The sequence below is a fragment of the Proteus sp. G2618 genome, from assembly GCF_009915995.1.
GTDB classification, from domain to species: Bacteria; Pseudomonadota; Gammaproteobacteria; order Enterobacterales; family Enterobacteriaceae; genus Proteus; species Proteus terrae.
In genome coordinates, this window is sequence record NZ_JAABNI010000026.1 from 81,449 (window position 1) to 107,686 (window position 26,238).

24 protein-coding genes are annotated in these 26,238 nt (G+C 37.6%); 20 read left to right on the forward strand and 4 right to left on the reverse strand.

The genetic code is table 11. The annotated features are described in order from the left end of the window. The first annotated feature begins 251 nt into the window (after positions 1 to 251). The 4 genes from GWJ01_RS16940 to mlaA all read left to right on the forward strand — a co-directional run bounded on the left by GWJ01_RS16940 (position 252) and on the right by mlaA (position 3,233). Positions 252 to 827: a fused DSP-PTPase phosphatase/NAD kinase-like protein gene (locus GWJ01_RS16940; RefSeq protein ID WP_161711358.1), complete on the forward strand. Its 576-nt coding sequence runs from the start codon at positions 252 to 254 to the stop codon at positions 825 to 827. 82 nt (positions 828 to 909) lie between these two features. Continuing rightward, the gene (locus GWJ01_RS16945) at positions 910 to 1,092 is read left to right on the forward strand and encodes a GDCCVxC domain-containing (seleno)protein (protein WP_161711359.1); all 183 of its coding nucleotides are present in this window, start codon (positions 910 to 912) and stop codon (positions 1,090 to 1,092) included. A gap of 296 nt (positions 1,093 to 1,388) precedes the next feature. Further along, positions 1,389 to 2,285, forward strand: a complete 897-nt coding sequence (locus tag GWJ01_RS16950) for an AAA family ATPase (RefSeq protein ID WP_227003129.1) — start codon at positions 1,389 to 1,391, stop codon at positions 2,283 to 2,285. A 207-nt stretch (positions 2,286 to 2,492) separates the two neighbouring features. Then, positions 2,493 to 3,233, forward strand: coding sequence for a phospholipid-binding lipoprotein MlaA (gene mlaA, locus GWJ01_RS16955; RefSeq protein ID WP_075670556.1), 741 nt, complete (start codon positions 2,493 to 2,495; stop codon positions 3,231 to 3,233). Positions 3,234 to 3,317: 84 nt separating this feature from the next. Here the strand turns inward: mlaA and fadL are convergent, their stop codons facing one another. After that, the gene (gene fadL / locus GWJ01_RS16960; protein WP_109401854.1) at positions 3,318 to 4,673 is read right to left on the reverse strand and encodes a long-chain fatty acid transporter FadL; all 1,356 of its coding nucleotides are present in this window, start codon (positions 4,671 to 4,673) and stop codon (positions 3,318 to 3,320) included. Between the two features lie 345 nt (positions 4,674 to 5,018). Here fadL and GWJ01_RS16965 point away from each other — a divergent pair, with 345 nt between their 5' ends. From GWJ01_RS16965 to sixA, 4 genes are all read left to right on the forward strand, one after another. Next, positions 5,019 to 5,315 carry a YfcZ/YiiS family protein gene (locus GWJ01_RS16965; protein WP_006533378.1) on the forward strand — a complete coding sequence of 99 codons (297 nt, stop codon included), beginning with the start codon at positions 5,019 to 5,021 and terminating at the stop codon, positions 5,313 to 5,315. A 235-nt stretch (positions 5,316 to 5,550) separates the two neighbouring features. Next, positions 5,551 to 6,855, forward strand: a complete 1,305-nt coding sequence (gene fadI / locus GWJ01_RS16970; protein WP_109393026.1) for an acetyl-CoA C-acyltransferase FadI — start codon at positions 5,551 to 5,553, stop codon at positions 6,853 to 6,855. Beyond that, complete coding sequence (gene fadJ / locus GWJ01_RS16975; RefSeq protein WP_161711360.1) at positions 6,855 to 9,011, forward strand: fatty acid oxidation complex subunit alpha FadJ; 2,157 nt, start codon at positions 6,855 to 6,857, stop codon at positions 9,009 to 9,011. The genes fadI and fadJ overlap by 1 nt, the downstream gene beginning before the upstream one ends. Positions 9,012 to 9,399: 388 nt before the next feature. Next, positions 9,400 to 9,873: a phosphohistidine phosphatase SixA gene (gene sixA, locus GWJ01_RS16980; RefSeq protein ID WP_075670568.1), complete on the forward strand. Its 474-nt coding sequence runs from the start codon at positions 9,400 to 9,402 to the stop codon at positions 9,871 to 9,873. A gap of 88 nt (positions 9,874 to 9,961) precedes the next feature. Here the strand turns inward: sixA and smrB are convergent, their stop codons facing one another. Continuing rightward, positions 9,962 to 10,504, reverse strand: a complete 543-nt coding sequence (gene smrB / locus GWJ01_RS16985; RefSeq protein WP_109393029.1) for an endonuclease SmrB — start codon at positions 10,502 to 10,504, stop codon at positions 9,962 to 9,964. Positions 10,505 to 11,094: 590 nt separating this feature from the next. On the opposite strand from smrB, the gene prmB reads away from it, so the two are divergent. From prmB to GWJ01_RS17020, 7 genes are all read left to right on the forward strand, one after another. Further along, the gene (gene prmB, locus GWJ01_RS16990) at positions 11,095 to 12,027 is read left to right on the forward strand and encodes a 50S ribosomal protein L3 N(5)-glutamine methyltransferase (RefSeq protein ID WP_161711361.1); all 933 of its coding nucleotides are present in this window, start codon (positions 11,095 to 11,097) and stop codon (positions 12,025 to 12,027) included. An 84-nt stretch (positions 12,028 to 12,111) separates the two neighbouring features. After that, the gene (gene aroC, locus GWJ01_RS16995; RefSeq protein WP_151435599.1) at positions 12,112 to 13,197 is read left to right on the forward strand and encodes a chorismate synthase; all 1,086 of its coding nucleotides are present in this window, start codon (positions 12,112 to 12,114) and stop codon (positions 13,195 to 13,197) included. Positions 13,198 to 13,365: 168 nt separating this feature from the next. Beyond that, entirely contained in the window at positions 13,366 to 14,166 is an 801-nt protein-coding gene (locus GWJ01_RS17000) for a sulfite exporter TauE/SafE family protein (RefSeq protein ID WP_161711362.1), read from the forward strand. A 17-nt stretch (positions 14,167 to 14,183) separates the two neighbouring features. Then, positions 14,184 to 14,738, forward strand: a complete 555-nt coding sequence (locus tag GWJ01_RS17005; protein WP_109393033.1) for an elongation factor P hydroxylase — start codon at positions 14,184 to 14,186, stop codon at positions 14,736 to 14,738. 153 nt (positions 14,739 to 14,891) lie between these two features. Then, positions 14,892 to 15,164 carry a YfcL family protein gene (locus GWJ01_RS17010; protein ID WP_109393034.1) on the forward strand — a complete coding sequence of 91 codons (273 nt, stop codon included), beginning with the start codon at positions 14,892 to 14,894 and terminating at the stop codon, positions 15,162 to 15,164. Between the two features lie 327 nt (positions 15,165 to 15,491). Continuing rightward, a complete protein-coding gene (locus tag GWJ01_RS17015) occupies positions 15,492 to 16,388 on the forward strand; it encodes a hypothetical protein (RefSeq protein ID WP_109401850.1) in 897 nt (298 codons plus the stop codon). A 109-nt stretch (positions 16,389 to 16,497) separates the two neighbouring features. Further along, entirely contained in the window at positions 16,498 to 17,046 is a 549-nt protein-coding gene (locus tag GWJ01_RS17020; RefSeq protein ID WP_161711363.1) for a GNAT family N-acetyltransferase, read from the forward strand. An 87-nt stretch (positions 17,047 to 17,133) separates the two neighbouring features. Here the strand turns inward: GWJ01_RS17020 and mnmC are convergent, their stop codons facing one another. After that, positions 17,134 to 19,182: a bifunctional tRNA (5-methylaminomethyl-2-thiouridine)(34)-methyltransferase MnmD/FAD-dependent 5-carboxymethylaminomethyl-2-thiouridine(34) oxidoreductase MnmC gene (gene mnmC, locus GWJ01_RS17025; protein WP_161711364.1), complete on the reverse strand. Its 2,049-nt coding sequence runs from the start codon at positions 19,180 to 19,182 to the stop codon at positions 17,134 to 17,136. A gap of 206 nt (positions 19,183 to 19,388) precedes the next feature. Between mnmC and fabB the strand changes: the two genes are divergently transcribed. Continuing rightward, a complete protein-coding gene (gene fabB / locus GWJ01_RS17030) occupies positions 19,389 to 20,600 on the forward strand; it encodes a beta-ketoacyl-ACP synthase I (protein ID WP_088495099.1) in 1,212 nt (403 codons plus the stop codon). 565 nt (positions 20,601 to 21,165) lie between these two features. On the opposite strand, the gene GWJ01_RS17035 is transcribed toward fabB, so the two are convergent. Next, on the reverse strand, positions 21,166 to 22,086 hold the full coding sequence (locus GWJ01_RS17035) for a DMT family transporter (RefSeq protein ID WP_109393038.1): 921 nt from the start codon (positions 22,084 to 22,086) through the stop codon (positions 21,166 to 21,168). Positions 22,087 to 22,207: 121 nt separating this feature from the next. Between GWJ01_RS17035 and GWJ01_RS17040 the strand changes: the two genes are divergently transcribed. The 4 genes from GWJ01_RS17040 (at position 22,208) to truA (ending at position 26,222) form a co-directional block, all read left to right on the forward strand. Continuing rightward, positions 22,208 to 22,990, forward strand: a complete 783-nt coding sequence (locus tag GWJ01_RS17040; protein ID WP_109393039.1) for an AraC family transcriptional regulator — start codon at positions 22,208 to 22,210, stop codon at positions 22,988 to 22,990. 149 nt (positions 22,991 to 23,139) lie between these two features. Then, entirely contained in the window at positions 23,140 to 24,282 is a 1,143-nt protein-coding gene (pdxB, locus tag GWJ01_RS17045; RefSeq protein ID WP_161711365.1) for a 4-phosphoerythronate dehydrogenase PdxB, read from the forward strand. A 45-nt stretch (positions 24,283 to 24,327) separates the two neighbouring features. Next, positions 24,328 to 25,338 carry an aspartate-semialdehyde dehydrogenase gene (locus GWJ01_RS17050; RefSeq protein WP_109393041.1) on the forward strand — a complete coding sequence of 337 codons (1,011 nt, stop codon included), beginning with the start codon at positions 24,328 to 24,330 and terminating at the stop codon, positions 25,336 to 25,338. After that, positions 25,338 to 26,222, forward strand: a complete 885-nt coding sequence (gene truA / locus GWJ01_RS17055) for a tRNA pseudouridine(38-40) synthase TruA (RefSeq protein WP_109401847.1) — start codon at positions 25,338 to 25,340, stop codon at positions 26,220 to 26,222. The genes GWJ01_RS17050 and truA overlap by 1 nt, the downstream gene beginning before the upstream one ends. Positions 26,223 to 26,238 lie beyond the last annotated feature (16 nt).

Below are 26,238 nucleotides of genomic sequence, written 5' to 3' on the forward strand. Positions count from 1 at the left end.
CAGGTTCGATCTCCAAATCAATTTCATTTTCCCTAATTGGGTAAAATTATGGGTAAAATATTTAAGTTTTAGTAATTTATTACTATAAATCAAATAAGTAATCATTGCTTGTGAAGTCTGTAGGGAACGCTATCTATTACCTATTTTATAAATTTAGAAATTATTCCTAGAGCAGTGTTTATCAATCCACGCTATTATCGCTATTATTTTGCTTCCTCATTCAATAACCAGTAATAAATTTAGGTTTTTATATGGATATAAAATCAATTAATGATATTCGATATTTAAAGTTTTTATTTATTACTTATTTTTTTCTGCTGGTGGGGTGTAATTCTAGGCCTACTGATGTCCTCGTACCTCCTGAAAATTTTTATCAAGTTTCAGAAAAAGTTTATCGTTCAGGACAACCAACACCCGGTGAAATGAAATGGTTAGAAGCCCAAGGTATCAAGACGATTATTAACTTACGTGAATATCATAGTGATAGTGATGATGTAAAAGGTACGCAACTAGAAACTTTTCACGTAAAAATGAACGCAGGTAGAATTAATGATAAGGACGTCATTGAGGTATTACGTAAAATAAATAGCACGTCTGATCCTGTGTTAGTGCATTGTTGGCATGGCAGTGATCGCACAGGGACTGTTATAGCAATGTATCGGCTAATATTTGAGAATTGGACAAAAGAGCAGGCAATTGCTGAATTAAGAAAAAAAGAATACGGCTATCACGAACTCTTTTTTCCTAATATTATTCAATACTTAGAAGAAGTTGATATTTCCGCAATAAAACAGCAAGTATTTAATCAGCAAGTCATAAATAAATGATTGATTTAATACGCTATTGAAGAAATGAAAATAGCGTATTATAAATAAAAAAACGATGTTTATAAATTTTTGTGGAAATAAAATGTCAAATAATCAGATTAACTTGATGTCAGAAATCACTTGCCCGTATTGTCATACTCTATTAAACCCCCTTGAAGACGATTGTTGTGTATTTTGTTCTTATGGAACAGTACCTTGCCCACCGATTCAAGAAGAAAAATCATCTGGGAAAACATCATGTTGCTATCAACATGAGAGCAAATAATTATTTATCTATAACAGTTAAATAAAATAATTTTATATTCAAAGGTAAATTAAACATCAATTAATTTATTGATTTGATTTTAAAAATATATTCTTGTTTAAAAAATAAATTACTGCTAGATTTTATTTAGTCTATTTATAAGGTTTATTTTTATGTCATATATCACAACCTCTCCAGCAATTATTATTACCATCACTTAGTGGTGGGGATTGGTTGTATTAAGAACCCGCCAGATAAGCGGGTTTTTTTATTTTTAAACTCCTTATCTGGTACAAAGATAAAGATAAGGACAATAAATGTTTACTTCAGAAGAAGTTGATCAACATACCCAATCTCTAACGCAGCTAATTGTAAATGCAGACCAAGCTATTACTGACGAAAATTTTGAGTATCTAATGAGTTTTTATACTGAAAATGGCACGTTAGTGGTTAAAGATGATTTGCATGTTTCTGGTAAGCCTTCACTAAAAAAAGCATTTATGACAATTGCTGGATTTTTTAATCACTCATTACAAGTTTCTCAAGGAAGAGTGAAAGCTATTTTTGGTGAAGATTGTGCACTTGTTTTAGCACAAACACTTTTAAGTGCAAATATGCCAAATGAAGGAAAGTTTAATACAGTAAGAGAAGCCACTTATGTTTTTAAACTTATTAATGACCAATGGCTTTGTGTTATCGATAACTCTTATGGAACTGATTTATTAAAATCATCTTCTGATGCTCGTTTACATTTTTTCTGTGGAAAAATTGCTTCTGGTAAATCAACGTTAGCAAAATCATTCGCTAAATCACCCAGAACGGTATTAATCAATGAAGATGAATGGTTATCGCGACTTTACCCAAATCAAATAAAAACAGTAACTGACTATATTGAAAAAAGTGAGTTAGTGAAGGGGGTGTTAAGCGAACATATTGCAGTTCTTCTTAATGCTGGAAATACCGTTATTATGGATTTTCCGGCAAATACACCAAAGCAGCGAAAATGGCTAAAATCATTAGCTGATAATACGGGAATGCCTTATTTATTTCATGTTTTGAAAGTAGAAAATGCTGAGTGTAAAAAACGATTATCTTTACGTAATCAATCAGATGAGAACCCGTTTAAAACCACAGAAGTAGAGTTTGATTTTATTACACAGCATTTTTCGTACCCTGATCCAGAAGAGCGATTAGTGATAAAAGAATATAATTAAATAACATCATAGATTTTTATATTAGCCCATAATATTGGGCTAATATTTTAAATCAGCTCAATAAGATAATCACAAAAACCGAATTATCTTATAAGATCAAAACCTAATAAAAGTACCACTTATCATGCATTGACAGTATTATGTGTAGAGTTTATGAATATGCGAACTATGATGCTGTCCATCATAAGATAATTAGCGGAGAACATTATGAAGTATCGCCTGTGCGGTGTTGCTCTTTCAGTCGCCTTACTTTCAGGATGTGCAAGTACCCCTAATAATGGGGAGGGGCGCTCTGACCCATTGGAAGGGTTCAACCGCCAGATGTTTGATTTTAACTACTATGTTTTAGATCCCTATATCTTACGCCCTGTTGCGGTTGTTTGGCGTGATTATGTGCCCCCACCAGCAAGAAATGGCTTATCTAACTTTTTAGGTAACTTAGAAGAGCCGGCAAGTATGGTAAACAGCGTATTGCGTGGTGACTTTGAGAAGGGGGCAAAACATTTTGGTCGTTTCTGGATTAATACCGTTTTTGGTATGGGTGGCTTAATAGATGTCGCTGGTATGTCTAAAGAAACGATGGAAAAAGAAGTCCCAATGCGATTTGGTAGTACGTTAGGTCATTATGGTATGGATTATGGCCCCTATGTGGTTGTACCGGGCTATGGTAGCTTTACTGTCCGTGAAGAGGGCGGTGACTGGGCTGACTTAACGTATCCTATGCTGAGCTATTTAACTTTTTGGATGTCAGCAGGTAAGTGGGCATTAGAGGGCATTGAAACACGGGCACAATTGCTCGATTCCGATGCGATTTTACAAAACTCGTCTGATCCATATTTAATGATGCGCGAAGCTTATTTCCAGCGTAACGACTTTCAAGCTGATGGCACTGTAAAAGAAAATCCTAATGCGAAAGCTATTGAAGATGATTTAGATTCTATCGATTAGTTTATTATCTTTGTTAGCTTGATGAATAAATAAAAAAATGGTCTTAAAAAAGACCATTTTTTGTATAAAAAGCATAGTGAAAAATTAGAAGCGGTAGTTAAAATTCATACCGTATAACCATGCTTTACCTGATGATTCAAACTCATATGCAGGTAATGGTAAATCTTCAGATAGTTTCTCTTTGATTGTGACTTTTTTACCGTGCATATATGCTAAGCCAACATCAACAGACATATCTTTGTTAAATGCGTAGGTTGCCCCTGCACTTAACCAGAAACGGTCTTGGTCTGGAATAGAGATTGAGCGTTTATCAGCAGGAACAGGGCTGTCATCAAAAGCAATACCAGTACGGAATGTCCAGTTATCATCGTGATAATAGGTTGTACCTAAAGCGACACGCCATGCATCACGGAAACCTTCTTCTTTCTTGAACAGTTGTTGACCATCACTCTTACGTGTTGCTCTTAGCTCTTCGAAAGCACTCCAGCTTGTATAAGCGAAGTTATAGTGTACCGCCCATTTTGGTGCTACACGGTGATAAGCGGCAAATTCCCAAATTTCAGGTAGGTTAAGGTCAAGTTTACCTTTAATGGTTTCACCGTTAGTGCCTACAATTCCCATTCCTTCGAGTTGTGGAATTGAACGTAAGTCATTTTGGTATTCACCGTCTTTAAATTTGACTTTCACTTTAGAACGGTAGGTGAAACTAATACGGTTACCTTCATCAAATTCATATAATAAACCGGCGTTCCAGCCAAAACCCCATGCATCTCCCTTCAATTGAGCAAAGCGGTCACTTGGCGATAGGCTTGATAAATAACCGCCTAATTGCTCCATGCCCGGTTTTTGTGATAAAGCACCACCTAAAACTTTACCCGCTTCACCAACATGGCGTGTAATTTCTGCATCAGCATAAAGGGCATTTAAGCCTAAACCAACACTAAATTGGTTATTAACACGGTAACCTGTGCTTAGATTTAAGTTCATGGTTTTTAAATCAGTTTTACCACCGATGAGACCCGCAGGATAATCGTTCGGAAAATCTGTTGCTAAACCAAAGTTTGTTGTACCTGATGCGCCAATGGCCCATTTATCATTGATTGGTGCTACAAAGTGGATATTAGGCACTAATGCACTTGGTGCGATGTCTTTTGCAGTGGTATCAGTACCAGTAAGAGGTGATTTACCTTTAACATCAACGCCTGGATTAATAAGGATAGCACCAACAGAGAATTCAGGGCGATCAAACATGGTAAGTGCCGCTGGGTTACGGCTACCTACGCTTGCGTCATCGGCGATAACGCCTTCCCCTGAAAATGCACGCCCTAGTGCTGAAGTAGAATATTCATTTAACTGAAAACCGGCAGCGCCTGCTTGAGAGGAAATTGCTCCTACAATGGCAGCTAGTGCTGTGCGAGTAAACAGGTTTTTACGGTTCATGACCTAAACCCTCATAATTTTTTTAAGTTAGTAACTTCTGATTAGAAGCGCTGGATTTTAGGTGCGGTTGTCGTTATGACAAATCAGACCAGTTGATTAAGTATAAAGTTGATTACCCCGAATGTTGCAAGTATGTTTTACAAATATTGCTGTTTAGATTCAATAATTGAGATTTAGTTAACATATTTTTCACAAAATATGCCAATAAAGATGTTTTTGATTGTTAAATAAACAGAGTAATCAATTATTTTTGTAAAATTGTAATAAAATTTGAGCTAAAGCAGTTTATTTTATTTTTTTGCGATTATGATAGATAATTAACATTTCTTTCGTTGGGAGACTAAAATGGCAGACGCAATTAATCGTTGTAGTGCAGAAGAAACCGCTGCTTGCTGTTGTGTAGATGTGGGTACTATTATTGACAATAAGAATTGCACAGCGTCATATCAGCATGTCTTCGCTGATAAAGTACAAGCGCAAGCAATGTTAGATCAACTTAGTGCAAAAGCACAATCTATCGCTTCAGAGCCTTGCAAAATCAATCAACAATTTGCTGATGTTGATGGTGGTGTTCAACTTACCGCTGATTTTACATTTTCTTGTGAAGCAGAAAACCTAATTTTCCAGTTAGGATTACGTTAATCCTCTGAAATTAATAGATTTAAGGCTGTTGAAATTCGACAGCCTTTTTTTATATCTCTCGATCACTCCATTCTCTTTTCTATCATTATTGTTAAGTTTCAGACATTTCATCGAAATATTGAGCGCTAACTCCCACTTCTCGTAAAATGACGTTTCTGAAAGGTGAAATTTTTGTTAACACTATTATCAGGTCAGACCTCTTTGGTGTTAGGAAATCATTTTGTCAGGAGCCGTTATGAAGTCATCAACGAACAGTGCTATGAAAGATCGCATCGCCATTGTCAGCGGGCTACGCTTACCTTTTGCTAAACAAGCGACGGCGTATCGAGGAATACCTGCGGTTGAATTAGGGCGTTCAGTGGTTCAAGAATTAGTGATTCGCAATGAAATTCCTCCCGAAATTATTGATCAACTTGTTTTCGGTCAAGTGGTTCAAATGCCAGAGGCACCTAACATTGCCAGAGAAATTGTTCTCGGCGCAGGGTTAAGTGTAAAAACTGATGCTTATAGTGTAACAAGAGCATGTGCAACAAGCTTTCAGGCGATTGCTAATGTTGCTGAAAGCATGATGGCTGGACATGTTTCTGTCGGTATTGCTGGTGGTGCAGACTCTTCTTCAGTTTTGCCTATCGGAGTTAGTAAAAAGCTTGCAGATGTTTTATTAAGCCTTAATAAGGCCAAGTCACTAGGTCAGAAATTAAGTTATTTAAGCCAATTACGATTTCGTGATCTCCTTCCTGTGGCACCCGCAGTTGCTGAATATTCAACGGGGTTGCGTATGGGAGATACCGCTGAGCAAATGGCAAAGACTTATCATATTTCCAGAGTTGCTCAAGATGAATTAGCGCATCGTTCTCATCAATTAGCAACGAAAGCATGGGAAATGGGTAAATTAGATGATGAAGTCATGACTGCGTTTTTCCCTCCTTACAAAGAAGGTTTTCATCAAGATAACAATATTCGTAAAAATTCAGTTCTTGATTCTTATGCCAAACTCAAACCTGCCTTTGATCGTCGTCATGGTAGTGTCACTGCCGCAAACAGTACGCCATTAACCGATGGCGCAGCCGCTGTATTAATGATGAAAGAATCTGTTGCTAAAAGTCTCGGTTATCAGCCTTTAGGTTATTTGCGTAGTTATGCTTTTACAGCGACAGATGTTTGGAAAGATATGCTATTGGGACCATCATATGCCACACCACTTGCGCTTTCTCGCGCTGGTCTTGCATTGAGTGATTTAACGTTAATTGATATGCATGAAGCTTTTGCTGCACAAACATTAAGCAATTTGACACTATTTGCCAGTGAGCGTTTTGCTAAAGAGCAACTAGGATTATCCAAGGCGATTGGAGAAGTGGATATGGATAAATTTAATGTGCTAGGCGGTTCTATTGCTTATGGGCATCCATTTGCAGCGACTGGCGCAAGAATGGTCACACAGACACTACATGAGCTTAAACGTCGAGGTGGAGGGTTTGGGTTAACCACTGCTTGTGCGGCTGGTGGATTAGGTGCAGCGATGATTTTGGAGGTGGAATAATGGAACAACAAACAACACTAGAAAAATCATCTGTTTTTCAATTCTCAGTTCGTAATGACAAAGTAGGCATTATCACTATTGATGTTATTGGTGAAAAAGTAAATACACTAAAAGCAGAGTTTGTGCAGCAGTTTCAAGATGTTTTAAAGCAAGCTCAGCAACACTCAGGTGTAAAAGGATTGATTATCACTTCAGGTAAAACAGACAGTTTTATTGCGGGTGCGGATATCTCCATGATTGCGGGTTGTAAAACTAAAGAAGAAGCGAGTGCATTAGCAAAAGCAGGGCAGGATCTTTTTACGCAACTTGAAAATTACCCATTGCCTGTTGTAGCTGCTATCAATGGTGCATGCCTTGGTGGAGGGCTTGAATTAGCCTTAGCCTGTCATGGACGAATTTGTTCTGATAATAATAAAACACGTTTAGGGCTTCCTGAAGTGCAACTTGGATTACTACCGGGCTCTGGCGGAACTCAACGTTTACCTCGTCTTATTGGTGTGACATCTGCGTTAGACATGATCTTAACGGGTAGACAAATTAATGCGAAACGAGCCTTAAAATTAGGCCTTGTAAACGATGTTGTCTCACAAGATATTCTATTAGAAGTTGCAGCTAAATGGATTTTATCGGGTAAAAAAGAGCAGAAAAAACATTCGATAATGGATCGCTTTTGGGCAAATACGACTTTAGGTAGAAATATACTGTTTGGGCAAGCAAAAAAACGCACATTAGCCAAGACGAAAGGTCACTATCCAGCAGCAGAGCGTATTCTTCATGTCATTGAACGAGGCCTTGAGAAAGATATTCAAACAGGTTTTAAAGAAGAGGCTAATGCGTTTGGTGAACTAGCGATGACACCCGTTTCATCGGCATTAAGACATCTCTTTTTTGCCTCTACGGCACTTAAAAATGAAACTGGATCATCCGAGAAACCAGATAATTTGCACCATATCGGTATTTTAGGTGGTGGATTAATGGGCGGTGGTATTGCCTTTGTGACCGCGACAAAAGGTAATTTACCAGCAAGAATTAAAGATATCAGTGATAAGGGAATTGCTCAGGCGCTTAATTATAGTTGGAAAGCGCTTTCAGCCAAAGTGAGTAAAAAAAGGTTATCTGCACGCGAACGTCAGCGTCAAATGGGGCTACTCTCGGGTTCACTAGATTACAGCGGTTTTCATCAATCAAATATTATTGTTGAAGCAGTTTTTGAAGATCTGGCTTTAAAACAGAAGATGGTTGCAGATATCGAAGAAGTAGGAAAAGGTAAAGTTATTTTTGCTTCAAATACCTCTTCACTTCCTATTCATAAAATTGCAGAAACAGCAAAACACCCAGAAAAAGTGATCGGGCTTCACTATTTTAGCCCAGTAGAAAAAATGCCTTTGGTTGAAGTTATTCCGCATGAAAATACCGATGAAAAAACCATTGCTACAACTGTAGCCTTTGCGAAAAAGCAGGGCAAGGTTGCAATAGTTGTTGGTGATAAACCGGGATTCTATGTTAACCGTATTCTTGCTCCTTATATCAGTGAAGCATTGACATGCTTAGTACAAGGAGAGCCTATTGAGAATATCGATAAAGCCCTTGTTCAGTTTGGTTTTCCCGTAGGGCCTATTCAGTTATTGGATGAAGTGGGGATTGATATTGGTACTAAAATAACGCCAATATTAGTGAATGCATTTGGTGAAAGGTTTGCTTCTCCTCCGGCTGTCGATGCCATTATTGCTGATGATAGAAAAGGTCGTAAAAATGGACGAGGTTTTTATCTTTATGCAAAACATGCATTACCTTTCTCATTAGGTAAAAATAAAAAACAGCCTGATCCTGCTATATATCGGTTATTACAAATTAAACCTAAAAGCCAATTATCTTCCTCTGAAATTACGGAGCGCTGTTTATTATTAATGTTAAATGAGGCCGTTCGTTGTTTAGATGAAAATATTATAAAACAACCGCGAGATGGTGATATTGGTGCTGTATTTGGTATCGGTTTTCCTCCTTTTTTTGGTGGTCCATTCCGTTATATGGACAGTATGGGAACAACAAAAGTAGCAGAAAAGCTCAATCAACTTGCCGATAAATACGGAGAAAAATATCGCCCTTGTGAGCGTTTAGTTGAAATGGCTAAACGAAATGAACGTTTTTACGATTAAGGTCATCACTTTACCATTGCTTTTTCCTTTTGTGACACTTGTTTTGATTGAGGCGCTTAGGCGCCTTTTTTCTTGTACTTTTTGCGTCAGATTAATAATTGGTGAATTTTTAATGGAAAAAGAGGTCGAAAGTGTTAATGATAGCCAGATATGGCAAAATAGTTATTTGAAAATAAATTTAAAAACGAAATTTTTTAAAATAAAATTCTGAAAATGATGTTGATTTGTAAACCAACGGCATGATCTTAAAAAGATTAATAATGCTATTGCAATTAGGGTATTGAAGATTTTTATATGGGGATATATTGATTTAAACTGAATTAAATTAAGTATCTTAAAACTGTAAATGCCAGTAATTACAAAAATAAAATAGGTTTAATAATTTACTATGCAAATTTTTATTATGCGCCACGGAGAAGCAGCTCTTGATGCTGCTAGCGATGCATTAAGACCACTGACTGAACGTGGAAAAAGTGAATCAATAAAAATGGCTGAATGGATGATAAAGCAAGGACATATAATTGATTATGTTTTAGTCAGCCCTTATTTACGTGCTCAACAGACTTTGGATGCAGTAAAAGCAGATTTAGCGCTACCTAATAAAATAGAAACAGATGATGGACTTATCCCAGGAGGTAATCCTTCACATGTTGCACATTATTTACGCGCCTTGGGCGATACAGGATATAAAAATATTCTTGTTATTTCTCACTTACCTTTAGTTGGTTATGTTGTCGCTGAACTCTGTCCTGCGGTATGTGCTCCTATGTTTTCAACATCAACTATTGCCTGTGTTGATTTTGATTTATCAAAAGGTGCAGGGGAGTTGTTATGGCAAGTGTCACCCTCAACATTGAAATAAAATTTAAATCAACTAAGTAAATAATTAATTAACACCTTATTTCACCCGATAGGTGATTTAAGGGTTAATGCAATAGAATTTTTGAGGTTTAGCGGCGAGCAATATCGTCGTTTTCTACGAGTACTAATAATGCGGCATCACCTCCCCATTCTTTAGGGGCTTGATGAAAAGCAATTACATCAGGGTGTTGTGCTAACCAAAGAGGTGTTTGCTGCTTTAAAATATGTTTGCCATGCCCATGCATAATACAGGCACAATAAACATGTTCTCGTCTACATGCAGCAATCAATGCGCCAATCTCTTGTTTTGCAATTAACTGTGTTAATCCGTGCAAATCTAGAAAAAATTCAGGTACATAATCACCACGACGTAGTTTTTTTAATTCATAAGCATTAGCGCCTTCCCTTAAATAGCGCATTGGGCCTTCTGTGGCTAAGTTAGGCTGAAATTCATCTGAAAAATAATAAGAGGCATCAACTTGCTCTTGTTGCAGACGTTCAGGCGCGTAATGTGTGATTTTTTTACGTTTTGGCGAATGAAGTATTTTATCTTGAGGTAATTTCTTAGTACCTTTTATCATCTCCTGAAACAACTCAATTTCAGAAGGAGGTAATGAAAATTTTTTATTCATTTTTTACGATTCTTCATAGTGTTACTGTCTTTATAAGGCAATAGTACATGAAATAGTGTCAGAGATAAAAAAGTATAGGCCATAAATTTAGCGTAAAAAAAAGCAGGGAATTTACCCTGCCGAAATAGTCACATAGTTAGCAAATATAGGCTAGTTAATAAGTTGCTCTACTCATGATCTCAGTGGAACATAAAATATTACTATATCTTCAGATTGCGATAAAAAACGATAAAAAGATATTTAAATAGTCTTTAAAATTAGTCATTTGCTTTCAAGCGACTGCATATTGAATGAAAAACATCTATAGGCGCATTTTAGTACACAGTTAATTCTTTCATGCTTTAAGTATGGTCCAATTTCATTTACTTGCTAATAAAAGTTAAATTAAAAGTATAAAATGCTAATCTTTGTTTATGAATAGATCATAAATTTTGCTTTTGATTACCTGATTGAAGCTTAAAACCATAAGAAGTATATGGGTATGATAAAGAGAATAATAATGTAGTGATGTTTTTTTATGGTTTCCCGCTGATTTATCGCCATCTTCATGGCAAACTACAGACTTTCTATTTCTTCAGAGGACAACAGTTTTGGATATAACACTAAAAGAGGAAGCGGTTGCTGATCTAAGCACGATCCTAGATATGTTACGTTGGGCTATGAGTCAGTTTAATTCATCTGATATTTACTATGGTCATGGCACAGATAACGCGTGGGATGAAGCATTGCAGCTGGTATTACCGACTATTGCACTTCCTTTAGATATTCCAGACGCACTGTTATCAACCAAGTTAACAACTTCTGAAAAGATGGAAATTATTACGCTGATCGAAAGCCGTATTGAACAGAAAATCCCAGTTCCTTATTTAACGCATAGCGCTTGGTTCTGTGGCCACGAATTTTATGTTGATGAACGAGTTCTTATCCCTCGCTCTCCTATTGGTGAATTAATCAATAACCATTTTGATGGTTTAATTCAGCAAGAGCCAGCACGCATTCTCGACTTATGCACTGGAAGTGGCTGTATTGCTATTGCTTGTGCTCATGAATTTGAAGATGCTGAAGTTGATGCGGTTGATATTTCTGAAGATGCATTAGAAGTCGCTGAATTTAATATTGAAAACCACGGTTTAGTACATCGTGTTTATCCAATGCAATCGGATTTATTTAACGCCATTGTACCAACGCCTTACGATATTATTGTGACAAATCCGCCGTATGTTGATGTAGAAGATATGGGCGATTTACCTGATGAATACCAAGTTGAACCTGAGCTAGCATTAGCTTCTGGCATCGATGGTCTTGATATTACAAGACAAATTTTGCTAAAAGCGCCTGAATATCTGAGTGAAAAAGGTATTTTAGTGTGTGAAGTGGGTAATAGTATGGTTCATTTAATTGAGCAATTCCCTGAGGTTCCATTTACATGGCTTGAGTTTGAAAATGGTGGGCTTGGTGTCTTTATGCTGACTCGTGAACAGCTCGTCGAATATTCAGCGTGTTTTTCTACTGATAAACGTTGATGTAACAGCAATGAGACGGTAGATTGTTATTTATTGCAAATAACATATTGATAACATCACACAGTAAAAGATAGGAATAAAGGGATGGCAGGAAACAGTATCGGACAATTATTCAGAGTCACAACTTTCGGTGAGTCTCATGGTATTGCATTAGGTTGCATTGTTGATGGTGTACCTCCTGGATTGCCTTTAACAGAAGCTGACTTACAAGTTGATTTAGATAGACGTAGACCTGGAACATCGCGTTATACCACTCAACGCCGCGAACCTGATCAAGTACGCATTTTATCAGGTGTATTTAATGGTGTTACAACAGGAACAAGCATTGGCTTATTGATTGAAAACACCGATCAACGCTCCCAAGATTACAGTGAAATCAAAGATGTTTTTCGCCCTGGTCATGCTGATTATACCTACGAGCAAAAATATGGTTTGCGTGATTATCGTGGCGGTGGGCGCTCTTCTGCACGAGAAACTGCAATGCGTGTTGCTGCTGGTGCAATAGCTAAAAAATACCTAAAAGAGAAAATGGGTATTGAGGTAAAAGGCTATCTTTCTCAACTAGGCCCGATTACTTGTGATCTTGTTGATTGGTCTATCGTTGAAACCAACCCGTTTTTCTGCCCAGATCCTTCTCGTTTAGAAGCACTTGATGAATACATGCGTGCGCTTAAAAAAGAAGGCAATTCGATTGGTGCAAAAGTGACTGTGGTTGCAGAAGGTGTACCAGCCGGATTTGGTGAGCCGGTTTTTGACAGACTAGATGCAGATTTAGCACACGCATTAATGAGTATTAATGCTGTTAAAGGAATTGAAATTGGTGATGGTTTTGGTGTTGTAACCTTAAAAGGCACTGAAAATAGAGATGAAATCACTAAGAACGGTTTTACTAGCAATCATGCAGGTGGCATTTTAGGTGGGATTAGCAGTGGTCAGCCAATCGTTGCTCATATCGCTTTAAAACCAACATCGAGCATTACTATTGCAGGCAAAACAATTAATCGTGATGGTGAAGAAGTCGATATGATAACCAAAGGTCGTCATGATCCTTGTGTAGGAATACGCGCTATCCCTATTGCTGAGGCAATGATGGCAATTGTTTTGCTCGATCATGCATTGCGCCAACGTGGTCAATGTGGTGATGTTGTACCTCCACTAATGCAATGGTAATCATTCTACATCAATAACGTGGTCGATAAACTGTTGTAAGTTTGATGTTAGCTTTAAAGGTGTGAGCGCCTAATTTTATTATGCTCAGATCGTGTTGCTGTGGTTTTTTAAAATAAATGAGATAAACACAGCAACTCGTCCTTCATTCCTAATAATTCGGATAGATAAATGGATTGGCTCTTTTCAGATGGCATCTACCTTCTTCTTTTCTTTGTTGCTTTAATCGCAGGTTTTATTGATTCAATAGCTGGTGGCGGTGGATTAATCACCATTCCAGCTTTGTTATCTGCGGGGATCTCGCCAGTTCAAGCTCTTGCAACAAATAAATTACAATCAGTAGGTGGCTCGTTTTCGGCTACGCTCTATTTTATACGTCGAAAGGTTATTGATTTAAAAGCGCAGCGATTTGCAATTTTAATGACTTTTATTGGTGCTGTTTCTGGCGCCATGCTAGTGCAGTTTATTAATCCCGAAATTCTTAAACAAGCGCTTCCTATTCTTACCATCGCCATTGGTCTCTATTTCCTTATTACTCCATCAATAGGTGCTCAAGACAGTAAACAACGCATTGGTTACTATACTTTTGGGGCAATATTAGGCGGCGGTGTCGGTTTTTATGATGGTATTTTTGGACCGGGTACAGGTTCTTTTTTCGCTTTAGGTTATGTCATGTTACTTGGATATAATCTTTCAAAAGCGACCGCTCATGCTAAATTGCTCAACTTCACCTCTAATTTTGGCTCTTTACTGTTTTTTATTATTGGTGGGCAGGTTATTTGGACTATTAGTTTAGTTATGCTTTGTGGGCAATTTATTGGTGCTCGCTTAGGTGCAGGTTTAGTATTAACAAAAGGGCAAAAATTAATAAGACCTATGCTGGTCATTATCTCCTTTTTGATGAGCATCAAACTCATTCATGACAATCATGGCGATACTATTGCACTTTGGTTTTCTGCACTTTTTAATTAGGAATAGATGGTTTTTAAATGTCAGCACATCATTATCAACAGTTAATTGATATCTTTAATCAATGCTTTAGCGAAAGCTTTCAAACCCGTTTAGTTAAAGGAGATGATGAGCCGATTTATTTGCCTGCAAATGAAGAGACACCTTATCACCAAATCATTTTTGCTCATGGCTTTTATGCCAGTGCCTTACATGAAATATCACATTGGTGTATCGCTGGAGAGGCTCGTCGCCAACAAGTTGATTATGGTTACTGGTATTGTCCTGATGGACGAGATGAAACCACTCAAGGGCAGTTTGAAGTTGTAGAAATCAAACCTCAAGCATTAGATTGGTTATTTTGCCAAGCTGCTGGTTATCCTTTCAATGTTAGTTGTGACAATTTAGAAGGTAACTTTGAGCCTGATCGTTATGAGTTCAGAAATAAAGTTAGAGAACAAGTACTCGCTTATTTACGAGATAAAAACGCGCCACCTCGTGCACAGCTATTTATTAATGCGTTACATTTGTTTTACAATACTCCAGAGCTAACCGAAGAGATGTTTCCTTATCAGGAAAATCCTTTAGTTAATTAAGGATTGCGAGAATAATTATCGCCTATCCACTGTGAAGGTTTTACCCAATAGGGTGGAGTCTGAAGTAGTAAGGTTGCTAGAGCACATGTATTTATGCTCTGTTAATACAGGGTAAATATAAAAGATAGCAACATTATATATTGAGGATAAATAATGCTTTCTGAGTATGAAGCGTACTTATTAGATAAAATTGATAGCCGTGTTGAACATGCCACTGATGATGAATTATTTGCAGGTGGATATTTACAAGGCCATATTACACTGGCTATTGCTGAACTTGAGCAAGAAAATAACACACAGTTAGAAGCGTTAAGAGCGCGTGTAGAAGATAGCATTCAAAAGGCGATAAAAGCAGGTGAGCTTTCACCACCTGATCAAGCGTTAGTTTTATCTACTTGGCATGATTTAGTTAACTCAATTAATTAATCCTGCATGTCTTTTAAGAGAACAACCGGCATAAATCGGTTGTTTTTTCTTTCTTAATATCTTATTAAAATCACAGCCGTTGAGTCATATTTAAGATATTTACTGTTGAATTAGATTGGTTTTTATACAAAAATTGGTCCTTACTATTTATCAATTGTTTTTATTTGATTTTTCAAAGTCGATGTATCTCTCATTGATTAAGCATAATAGTGCTATCTTTTGTAACTCCTTGCCATTTCTGTAAAATTACTTTTAAATGTTTTTTAGGAATGTTTCTCGGGATGCAAATGATTTGCATAGAATATTTATGATAAGGATAACGATACGATGAAAAATTTCTTTAAAATAGGCCTACTGACTAGCGCAGTTTTATTTTTATCGGCTTGTGATCAATTTGATTTAGATAATAAAAAAAATAAGTTTTATTACAGTAATCCAAGCGAAAAAGTCATTAGTTTTAGTGTCGATGATAAAGAATATCAGGTTGAACCGGGTAAGAATGGTTATATAACCCTGTCACCTGGTGAGCATAGTTTAAAAGATAGTGCCGGTAATGATGCTCGATTTATGGTTTATGAGCAGAATAATGGTGGCATACTAAATCCTGATAATTTTATGTATTACACCCTTTCAGAAGTTTATGCAGTAAAAGGAAAAACAGATCAATTTAAACCTGTCGATTACCCCGTTATTATTAATGGTTATGAATTTGAACTGCCAGTGCGTAGCACTAATGCCACATTAATCGATGGTAATATCTTTCAGTGTACTTATGCTTTAGGCGAGCCATTTCCTAATGAAATCCGCACTCGCAATAAAAATAATAATGGTGGCATAAAAAATAAATGCTTTGATAAACCAGAATTTATTAAATATATTTCAGCAGAATACAACAAAGATTTAGAGCCGTTTACTCAAGAAGATGAATATAACGATTCTGTTAATCTGGATTTAGACTATATGTTACCGGCAGCAGAATTTACTGATCCTGATATTCAAGCTGAAGCAGAAGAGCTTGTTTCATTATTAAATCAAGTTCAAGAAAGTGATGATCCGAAGATCCATAACACACTAAAAGATAAACTTCATAAGGCGACACTTGCTGTTGTTCGTGCTTATAGTAACCGTGTGGTGAAGGATTCAGTAGAAGACAATATGTACTATAATCGTTTTATTATAGAGACTCAGAAGTTCCAATCTTACGGTATATTACCTAAAGATTAACGACTTAAAAAATAAGAAGCTATTTTAGTATTAACATAAGCCATCCAACAGGATGGCTTTTTAATAAATTAAGCATAAAAGTATAAAAATACCTGAGCTGGAAAAAGAGATGACAACAACACAAAACAAAATAAAAAATAACGATATTACGATCCGTCAAACACAAATCGATGATGCCACTAAATTGCCTGCTATTGAGCAATCAGCAGGACAACTCTTTAGTACTTTAGAAGACTTACGTTGGATAAGTGAAAGTGGCGTACAAAGTGTTGAAAAACATTTAGCGTTTATTGATCAGCAAGGGCATTGGGTAGCAGTTAATGGTGATAACGAGCCAGTTGGTTTTATCATGACGACTGCTTTACCAGAAAGCTTATTTATCTATGAACTCTCAGTGAGCCAAGATTGGCAAAATAGGGGGATTGGTAAGTTACTTATTCAAAAAGTAAAAGATAAAGCAAAAGTACATAAGTTTGATTCTGTTACGTTGACGACATTTCGCCATGTTCCTTGGAATGCACCGTATTATCAACGTTTAGGTTTTTCTATTTTACCAGAAAGCGAGATCCCTCATTCTTTGCAAGAAATCTTAGACGATGAAGTTGAAAGGGGGGGGTTTGTAAAAGAAACGCGCTGTGCAATGAAGTTTGAGGTTTAGCTTCTCTTTGGACATGGTGATCTTGGGTATAATAGCGAGGTAATCAAAAAGTAAAAAATAAGCAACCGAGGTTGGTTGCTTATACATTTATTCCACTTCAATTGGCTTCCCACGCAGTAATGGTCTTACCCAAAAACGATTAGGATGTAAGGCATTTAATACATTATCTTCAACCGGAAAGGGTTCGTCAAAAATTTGGCTTGCAAGAATTTCGGCTGATAAAGGCGCTGAACATAATCCACGAGAGCCTAATGCACTGATAATATAAAGTTGAGGATAAGCAGGGGCTAAAGCTGGCGTTTGTTTTCTACGTTTAAATCTATCTAAATGCGTATATGCCACTCGTAGTGTTTCAAAATCAGGTACTTCGCCTAATAACGGTAGGTGGTCACGTATAGTGCAACGAATACCTATTCGAGCTTCATTTCGGCTAAAATCAACATCTTTAACCCAAGGCGCTTTTGATAAACACTGTGTAAGATGAGTTTGGTTATTTTCTTGCTCTTGCGTTGAGACTACTAAATCTAATCTATCGCGGCGAAAGCTTGCTCCTACACAATGCAAATTATCTTGGTGATCAACAGGTGTAAAATAGCCATCATAACAAAGCACAGTTTTTAGTTTTGATAATGTTTTTGTTGTTGGAATATGGCTAACTTGCCCTCTGACTGCGCTAATAGGTAATTTTGCACTTTGGCTAAAATCGGTAATTCGATGCCCATTTGCTAAAATAACGCAATCATGTTGTGATTGAAGTTGTGTCGTACCTTCGCCATCGTGATGAACAATCTCCAAGTGCCAAAATGCTTCTTGTGCGCTTATTTGAGTAACTTGGTGATTAAATCGCAACGTTAACCCTAATTTTTCAGCGTATTTTAATGTATTGATTGTGAGCTCAGTCGGTGAAAGCCAGCCCGCTTGTGGGTAAAACAAAGCATCATAATTAACGTCTAATCCGCTGAGTTTATTGACTTCGTCTTCATCGAGGTAACACGCTATTTGAGCAAAGGGTATGGAATTATCGATAATTCTCTGTGCTTTTTTACGAACTTTTTCGTTATAAATAATTTGTGCAACGCCAGACCATTGATGTGAAAAAGGAATGCCTGCTTTACTTAGGTTGTCATAAGTGCGATGAGCAAATAAAAATGCGGTTGTAAAAAATTGTTCTAGTTCATCGGATTTGCCATTGAGTAAAGGATATAAGACACCTTGTCGATTACCAGAGGCATTAGTTGCGGGTTGTTTATCTTCACAATACAAGGTGACATTGGCACCTCTTCTTAGGCAGGAAAGCGCGGTAAATGTGCTGGCAATGCCACCGCCTATAATTGCAATGTTCTGTGCTTTGGTTGCACTTGGTCTGGCATAGTAAGGGAGAAATTCAGGAGATGGAGGATGTGGAAAAATACCTGTCAGCATCTCTCTTTTTTGGCCAAATCCTTTGATTTTATTTATCTCAAAACCAACGCTTTGCAAACCTCGTTTGACAATCCCTGCGGCGGTAAATGTTGCAAATGTACCGTTTTCCCGCATTGAATCAGCCATCGATTGAAAGAGAGTTTCGCTCCACATTTGTGGGTTTTTAGAAGGTGCAAAACCATCTAAGAACCAGGCATCCACTTTATTATGTAGTGCTTGGCGAGTTTGGGGTAACAAGATATTGATATCACCAAACCATAAATCCAATGTAATTGTTCCATCAGCGAGAATAATACGATGGCAACCCGCAATGGCTAATGGCCATTGAGAACAAAGCGCTTGTGAATATTTTTCCAGTTCAGGCCAATGGCAATGTGCAGATTGTAAGTCACTTTTTGTAAGAGGGAATTTCTCGAAACTAACATAATGAAGACGTTTTAAACGAGAGTCAGGGGATGTTTGCCTAAATTGCTCAAAAGCTTGCCACAATGTTAAAAAATTAAGTCCAGTACCAAATCCTGTTTCTGCGATAACACATTCAGAGCGTACATGTGTACCAAAACGTAATGGAAAATGATTTCCATGTAAGAACACATGTCGAGTTTCTTCTAGACCGTCCTGGTTTGAAAAGTAAATATCGCCAAATTGTTCAGAGATAGGCGTACCAAGTTCATTCCAACTTAAAGACGCAGTATTTATCGGGCTATTATTCACGGAACTGCCTGTATTTCTCGAAAAAATTAACTAATATCTTAGCGCCGTTAGGTTGCTTGTGCCAGCCTTAAAGGGGGAAAGTGTTTTATCAGCTTATCTGTATTTTTGTAAAAAAGATCCTGATCGGACTTGTTCGGCGTACAACTGTACGCTAAAGTGCTACTCAGAAATCCCGCAGCTACAACTATTATTGTAAAGAGGTATGAATGAAGCGCGCAGTGATCACGGGTCTGGGTATTGTTTCGAGCATTGGTAATAACCAGAAAGAAGTGCTGGATTCTTTAAAAGAAGGTCGTTCCGGGATAACTTTCTCAGAAGAATTTAAAGAGATGGGGCTTCGTAGCCACATTTGGGGCAACGTTAAGCTTGATACTGAAGGTCTTATTGACCGTAAAATCCGCCGTTTTATGAGCGACGCATCGGTTTATGCCTATTTATCTATGCAAGAGGCGATAGCTGATTCAGGTCTGACTGAAGACCAAGTTTCTAATATTCGTTCTGGCTTAGTCGTTGGTTCTGGTGGTGGTTCTCCACGTAACCAAGTCCAAGGTTCTGATGGCATGAGAGCAAAAGGCCTACGTGGCGTAGGTCCTTACATGGTAACTCGTGCAATGGCATCAGGCGTTTCAGCTTGTTTAGCAACTCCTTTCAAAATTAAAGGTGTTAACTATTCAATCAGTTCTGCTTGTTCAACATCTGCACACTGTATTGGTCATGCTGTTGAGCTTATCCAGTTAGGCAAACAAGATGTTGTATTTGCTGGTGGTGGTGAAGAGTTAAGTTGGGAAATGACCTGCGAATTTGACGCAATGGGCGCACTCTCAACTAAATATAACGAAACGCCAACCAAAGCTTCTCGTACTTACGATAAAAATCGTGATGGTTTTGTTATCGCAGGCGGTGGCGGTATTGTGGTTGTTGAGGAGCTAGAACACGCATTAGCGCGTGGTGCACATATCTATGGTGAAGTCGTAGGTTATGGTGCGACGTCTGATGGCGCAGACATGGTTGCTCCTTCAGGTGAAGGTGCGGTGCGTTGTATGCAAATGGCGATGCAAGGTATTGATAAAGTTGATTATATCAATACACACGGTACTTCAACGCCAGTTGGCGATCTAAAAGAGCTTGAAGCTATCACAGAAGTGTTTGGCTCGCATACACCAGCTATCTCAGCAACAAAAGCAATGACTGGTCACTCATTAGGTGCGGCTGGTGTGCATGAAGCAATTTATAGCTTACTGATGTTAGAGCATGGATTTATTGCACCAAGCATCAATATTGAAGAATTAGACGATAAAGCAATGGGTATGAACATCATTACTCAACCAACAGAACAGAAGCTGGAGACTGTAATGTCAAATAGCTTTGGTTTTGGTGGTACAAATGCTTCACTAGTCATGAGTAAATATAAAAAATAGTTAGATATACTTATATTTTCTTATTAAAAAAAGCAGGCTTCATTTAAATGGAGTCTGCTTTTCTATTTTAAATTCATTATGCAAAATAATTTATTATTCTAATAAAGATATCTTTCGAATAAAAATCATTAAAAAAAGATTATATAAATAACGCATTAAAAATGCCTTTCCTAATAGTTACTCATTTTATTATTCTAATAAAATAGACTGTTTTTGTTAATGTGTTGTTTACATTGAGAAAATTAAATTAGGTCCATTTTATTTCAATCGTTTAATTTAATTTTACCCAAAATCATTAAATGTTTTGTTTTATATAGGGTTAGGAGAACGGAGTGGTTGAATAAGACAAAAAGAGCGCAAAAAAATTGATCTGGATTATTTTATTACAAATAAGTAGGAGCTATTTAATATAAAAGTTGGTAATGTTTGCCACGGATACTTGTATTACTTTATATTTTATACTTTGATTTCTTGTGTCAGTTTTATTTATTAAACCTAACATTATGAATGTGACCGGCTAAGAATTTAGCCGGCATTTTTTTATTGTTGTCTTTTTGACATTGACTCACATCTCCTGGCGACAATCTGCTTTCTTCTGAGCAGACTGGCGTCGGAAATTCAGTGGCGTTCTGAGTTGTTGCACTAAGAGCACGCCAAGTAACACAATACCACCACCCACTAAGTGATAACTATGCATTTCTTCACCAAGAAGCGCGATAGCGATCATTGCAGTAAATAATGGCATTAGGTTCATAAAAATAGAGGTCGTATTTGCACCTAATTTCATCACACCTAAAATCCATAAATAAGGTGCAAGAATAGAAGCACCGATACCTGCGAAGACAACTAATCCAATATTATCTTTTGTTAACGCAACACTTTCGGCAAGAAAGAAGTTTGGCAATAATAACAGAACACCAAATCCAATTTGCACATAAAGTGATTGCCAGTTTGGCAGCGCAATTGACCAGCGTTTTGTTAATACACCATAGAGGGCGTATGACGCCGAAGCAATAAACATCATCAGTTCACCATAACCTAAACCTTGTGAAAGCAACTGAGAAGGTTCGCCACGGCTAATTAGCCAAACTAATCCACTAATTGAAAGCACTGTGCCTAAAACAATACCTATTGTCGGTACAACACGTAAAACAAAAATACTAATGATAACGGTTAATAATGGGATGAGAGAATTCAAAATCCCCATAAATGTTGCACTAACATAATGCGCTGCATAATAAGCTAAACTTTGGTACATCACCATCCCCAATGCACCAAGAATAAATAATTTCCACCAATATTGTTTGACGGTTTTACGATGATGCCAAACAGGCATAATCAAAAAAGGTGTCATAATTAAAAAGGCGAGGAACCAACGATAAAAAGAGATTGCAGCGGGATCAATAACAGACGCGGCTGCTTTATTAACGACTGCATTAATGGACCAGATTAGCACCGCTAAAAGCGGAAAAATTGCGTTTTTCATTATTCTCACATCTATTTTTAAACCAGGTCGCTATTGTAAGCCTGTCTGATTAGATATATATAATGAAAACCAGACAAGTGATAGGCCAATAAAGACAACATGACAAGAGAACAACATAAAGATGACAATTGAACAACAAAAAATGCAATGGTTATTGTCTGATCCAGATACGGTTCGATTTCGTGATGAGCAACTATTAGCTGAAACAGAGTTTGTTTATCACCAACATGATTTTGGTCAGCTACTTTATGTAATTTCTGGTGTTATGGATTTAGAAGCTGGGGGACAGCGATTTTTGGCGCCACCAGAGTTTAGTGTATGGATCCCCAAAAATGTAGGGCATGCCAGTTACAATAAAAAAACACTCTCTTTTAAGGTACTAGATATCGCGCCGAATTGGTGTGAAGGACTATTAGATAAACCTTGTTTGATTCAATTGAGTGCTATTTTTTCAACCATATTTTCTGACTTTTTCCATCGTGGTGTGTGTAAACCACAAACAGAAGAAGATTTTCGCTTAGCCCAAGTACTGATTGATCAACTTAAATCTTCACCAATACATCATACTTATTTACCTTCCTCTAAAGATAAATTACTTGCCCCTATACTTTCTGTATTAGAGCAAAATCCGGCAGATAACACCTCGTTAGAAGAATGGGCTAAAAAGCGTTATACCTCAGAAAGAACACTTTCTCGTCGTTGCCAACAGGAATTAGGTATGTCTTTTAGCGAATGGCGTAAACGCCTACGTTTTTTACATGCAATTTCTTTATTAGAGCAAGGGAAAAGCGTGAATGAAATTGCATTTGATGTGGGATATAGCTCTTCGTCTTCATTTATTGCGATGTTTCAACAATTTGCTGGCACAACACCAGAGCGTTTTCGTCGATTACCCAATTGTTAAGCTTTCTTTTCATATATTTACTTAAAATCTAGGCGGATTTTACTGTCAATAATAGGCTTTGCTGTGAATAAGTGGCAAAATAGACCGCTTAATTTTATTTTTCGATTGATTGCTTACACACATAAATACCAAATCAGTGAGATAACGCCGTGAAAATTCTGGTTGATGAAAATATGCCTTATGCGGAACAACTTTTCCGCCAATTAGGTGAGGTAAAAGCTGTTTCTGGTCGCCCATTACCTATTGATGAGCTTAATGATTCTGATGCCTTAATGGTGAGATCAATTACTAAAGTCAATGAATCCTTATTATCAGGCAAGCCAGTGAAATTTGTTGGAACTGCGACTGCGGGTTTCGATCATGTCGATATTGCATGGTTAGAACAACAACAAATTGGTTTTTCATCTGCCCCAGGCTGTAATGCTATAGCGGTTGTTGAATACGTATTTTCTGCACTGATGATGCTTGCAGAGCAAGATAGCTTTCAATTAACCGATAAAGTTGTCGGTATTGTTGGTGTGGGAAATGTGGGGGGGCGATTAGCAACACGCCTTCGTGCATTAGGTGTAAATGTTTTACTTTGCGATCCACCAAGAGCGGATAATGGTGATGATGAAGAATTTCACCCATTGGAAACATTGTTAGAAAAAGCAGATATTCTAACTTTCCATACACCTCTCAATAAATCAGGCCCATACAAAACTTATCATTTAATAAATGAGAGTAACCTCGAAAATTTACCTGAAGGACGCATTTTAATTAATGCGAGCCGTGGTGAGGTTGTTGATAATCAAGCATTATTGTCTGTACTTAAGAACGGCAAATCCTTACGCGTTGTATTGGATGTTTGGGAGCCAGAACCAGATCTTTCTATTGAGTTATTAAATAAAGTTGATATCGCAACACCACATATTGCAGGTTATACCTTAGAAGGTAAGGCGCGCGGTACAACTCAGGTTTTCGAAGCTTATTGTGATTTTATTGGTCAGCCTCAAACTGTTGAATTATCAACGTTGTTGCCTGCACCTACTATTTCCACCATTTCTGTGCAAGGCGAGTTAACACAAACACTTTTAAAACAACTTATTCATCTTGTTTATGATGTGCGTCGTGATGATGCTCCATTACGAAAAGTGGCAGGAATAAAAGGGGAGTTTGATAAATTACGCAAATTTTACCCTGTACGCCGTGAGTGGTCTTCACTACACGTTATTTGTGACAATAAAACCACCGTTGACACATTAAATGCAATTGGTTTTAGTGCGACACATAAAAGCACTACACACAAATAAAGCAAAATATTATTTTAAAAATTTTATAGTATTGGAGGATATCTTATGGGAGAAGGTTGGAATATTGCAGTTGTTGGTGCAACAGGTGCTGTTGGTGAAGCGATTTTAGAACTGCTACAAGAGCGTGAATTTCCCATTGGTGAATTAACAGCAATCGCAAGTGAAGATAGTATTGGGAAATCAGTGCGTGTAAACAGCAAAAGTGTTGCAGTTCAAGGTATTCACAATATCGAATGGGCTGATATTCAATTAGCTTTCTTTGCTGCACCGGCAGAGATCAGCGCGCAATATGCACAACAAGCGGCTGATGCTGGCTGTATTGTCATTGATTGTAGTGGCATCTTTGCAATGGATTGGGATGTGCCATTGGTTGTTCCGGGTGTGAACAGTGCAATGCTTGCGGAATATCGTACTCGTAATATTGTTTCAATTGCAGATAGTATGGTGAGCCAATTATTACGGGCCATTAATCCATTAACAGAATCTGCGGGTTTAACGCGCCTTAGCGTGACAAACTTAATGTCAGTTTCTCGTTTTGGAAAACAAGCCGTAGATGAACTGGCAGGTCAAAGTGCTCGTCTACTTAATGGTATTCCTCCTGAATTAGGTCGTTTTAATAAACAGTTAGCATTTAACATTTTACCTTTAATGGTTGATGACGAAGGCTCTATACAAGAAGAGCGTCGCATGGTTGACCAAATTCGTAAAATTTTACAAGACGAAGGCTTGCCAATCTCTATTACTACACTGCAAGCGCCAGTTTTCTATGGTAATGCACAGTCAGTACAATTAGAAACCTCACGCCCAATGGGTAGTGATGAAGCGCGTGAAACATTACAAGAAAATGAAGATCTTAATATCAGTGATGAAAATGATTTTCCAACTCAAGTTACCGATGCATCTGGTAATGTGAGCTTAAATTTAGGTTGTTTCCGTAATGATTATGGTATGCCAGAAGCTGTACAATTCTGGTCAGTCGCAGATAACGTGCGCTTTGGTGGGGCATTAATGGCTGTCGAAGTAGCTGAGCAGTTAATGCAGGAGCAGTTTTACTAATGAATGCGCAAGAGAGTGCTGAAGTAACAGAACAATCCTTGACTGAGTCAGCGGTTATTTCTGAAAGCACAACAATCAAAATTGCTCTAGGCGTTGAATATGATGGTAGCCGTTATTATGGCTGGCAACGCCAAAATGAAGTGCGTAGTGTACAAGAACGGTTAGAAAAAGCACTTTCACAAGTGGCTAATGAACCTATATCTGTGTTTTGTGCGGGAAGAACTGACGCTGGAGTACATGCAACGGGGCAAGTTGTCCATTTTGAAACAACTGCACACCGTAAAGATCCTGCTTGGACAATGGGTGTTAACACTCATTTACCTGCGGATATCGCAATACGTTGGGTAAAAACAGTTTCTGATGATTTTCATGCTCGCTTTAGTGCAACGGCAAGACGTTATCGCTATGTGATTTTTAATCATCGTTATCGTCCTGCTATCTTGTCATCTGGAGTGACACATTTTCATTATCCTTTAGACGCTGAACGTATGCACCAAGCAGCACAATGTTTACTGGGTGAAAATGATTTTACCTCTTTCAGGGCTGTTCAATGCCAATCACGAACGCCGTGGCGTAATGTTATACATGTTAATGTTTCTCGATATGGTGACTATGTTGTTGTGGATATTAAAGCGAATGCTTTTGTTCATCATATGGTGAGAAATATTGTTGGCAGCCTTTTAGAAATAGGGTGTGGCAATCAGGATATTACTTGGATGGCTGAATTATTAGCTTTAAAAGACAGAACCAAAGCCGCAGCAACAGCTAAAGCGAATGGATTGTATTTGGTCTCTGTTGATTATCCTGATCATTTTGAATTACCAAAACCTGCAATGGGCCCACTATTTTTAGCGGATAACCCTATTGAGATATCTCAATCATAAAGACACCCAGTTTTCT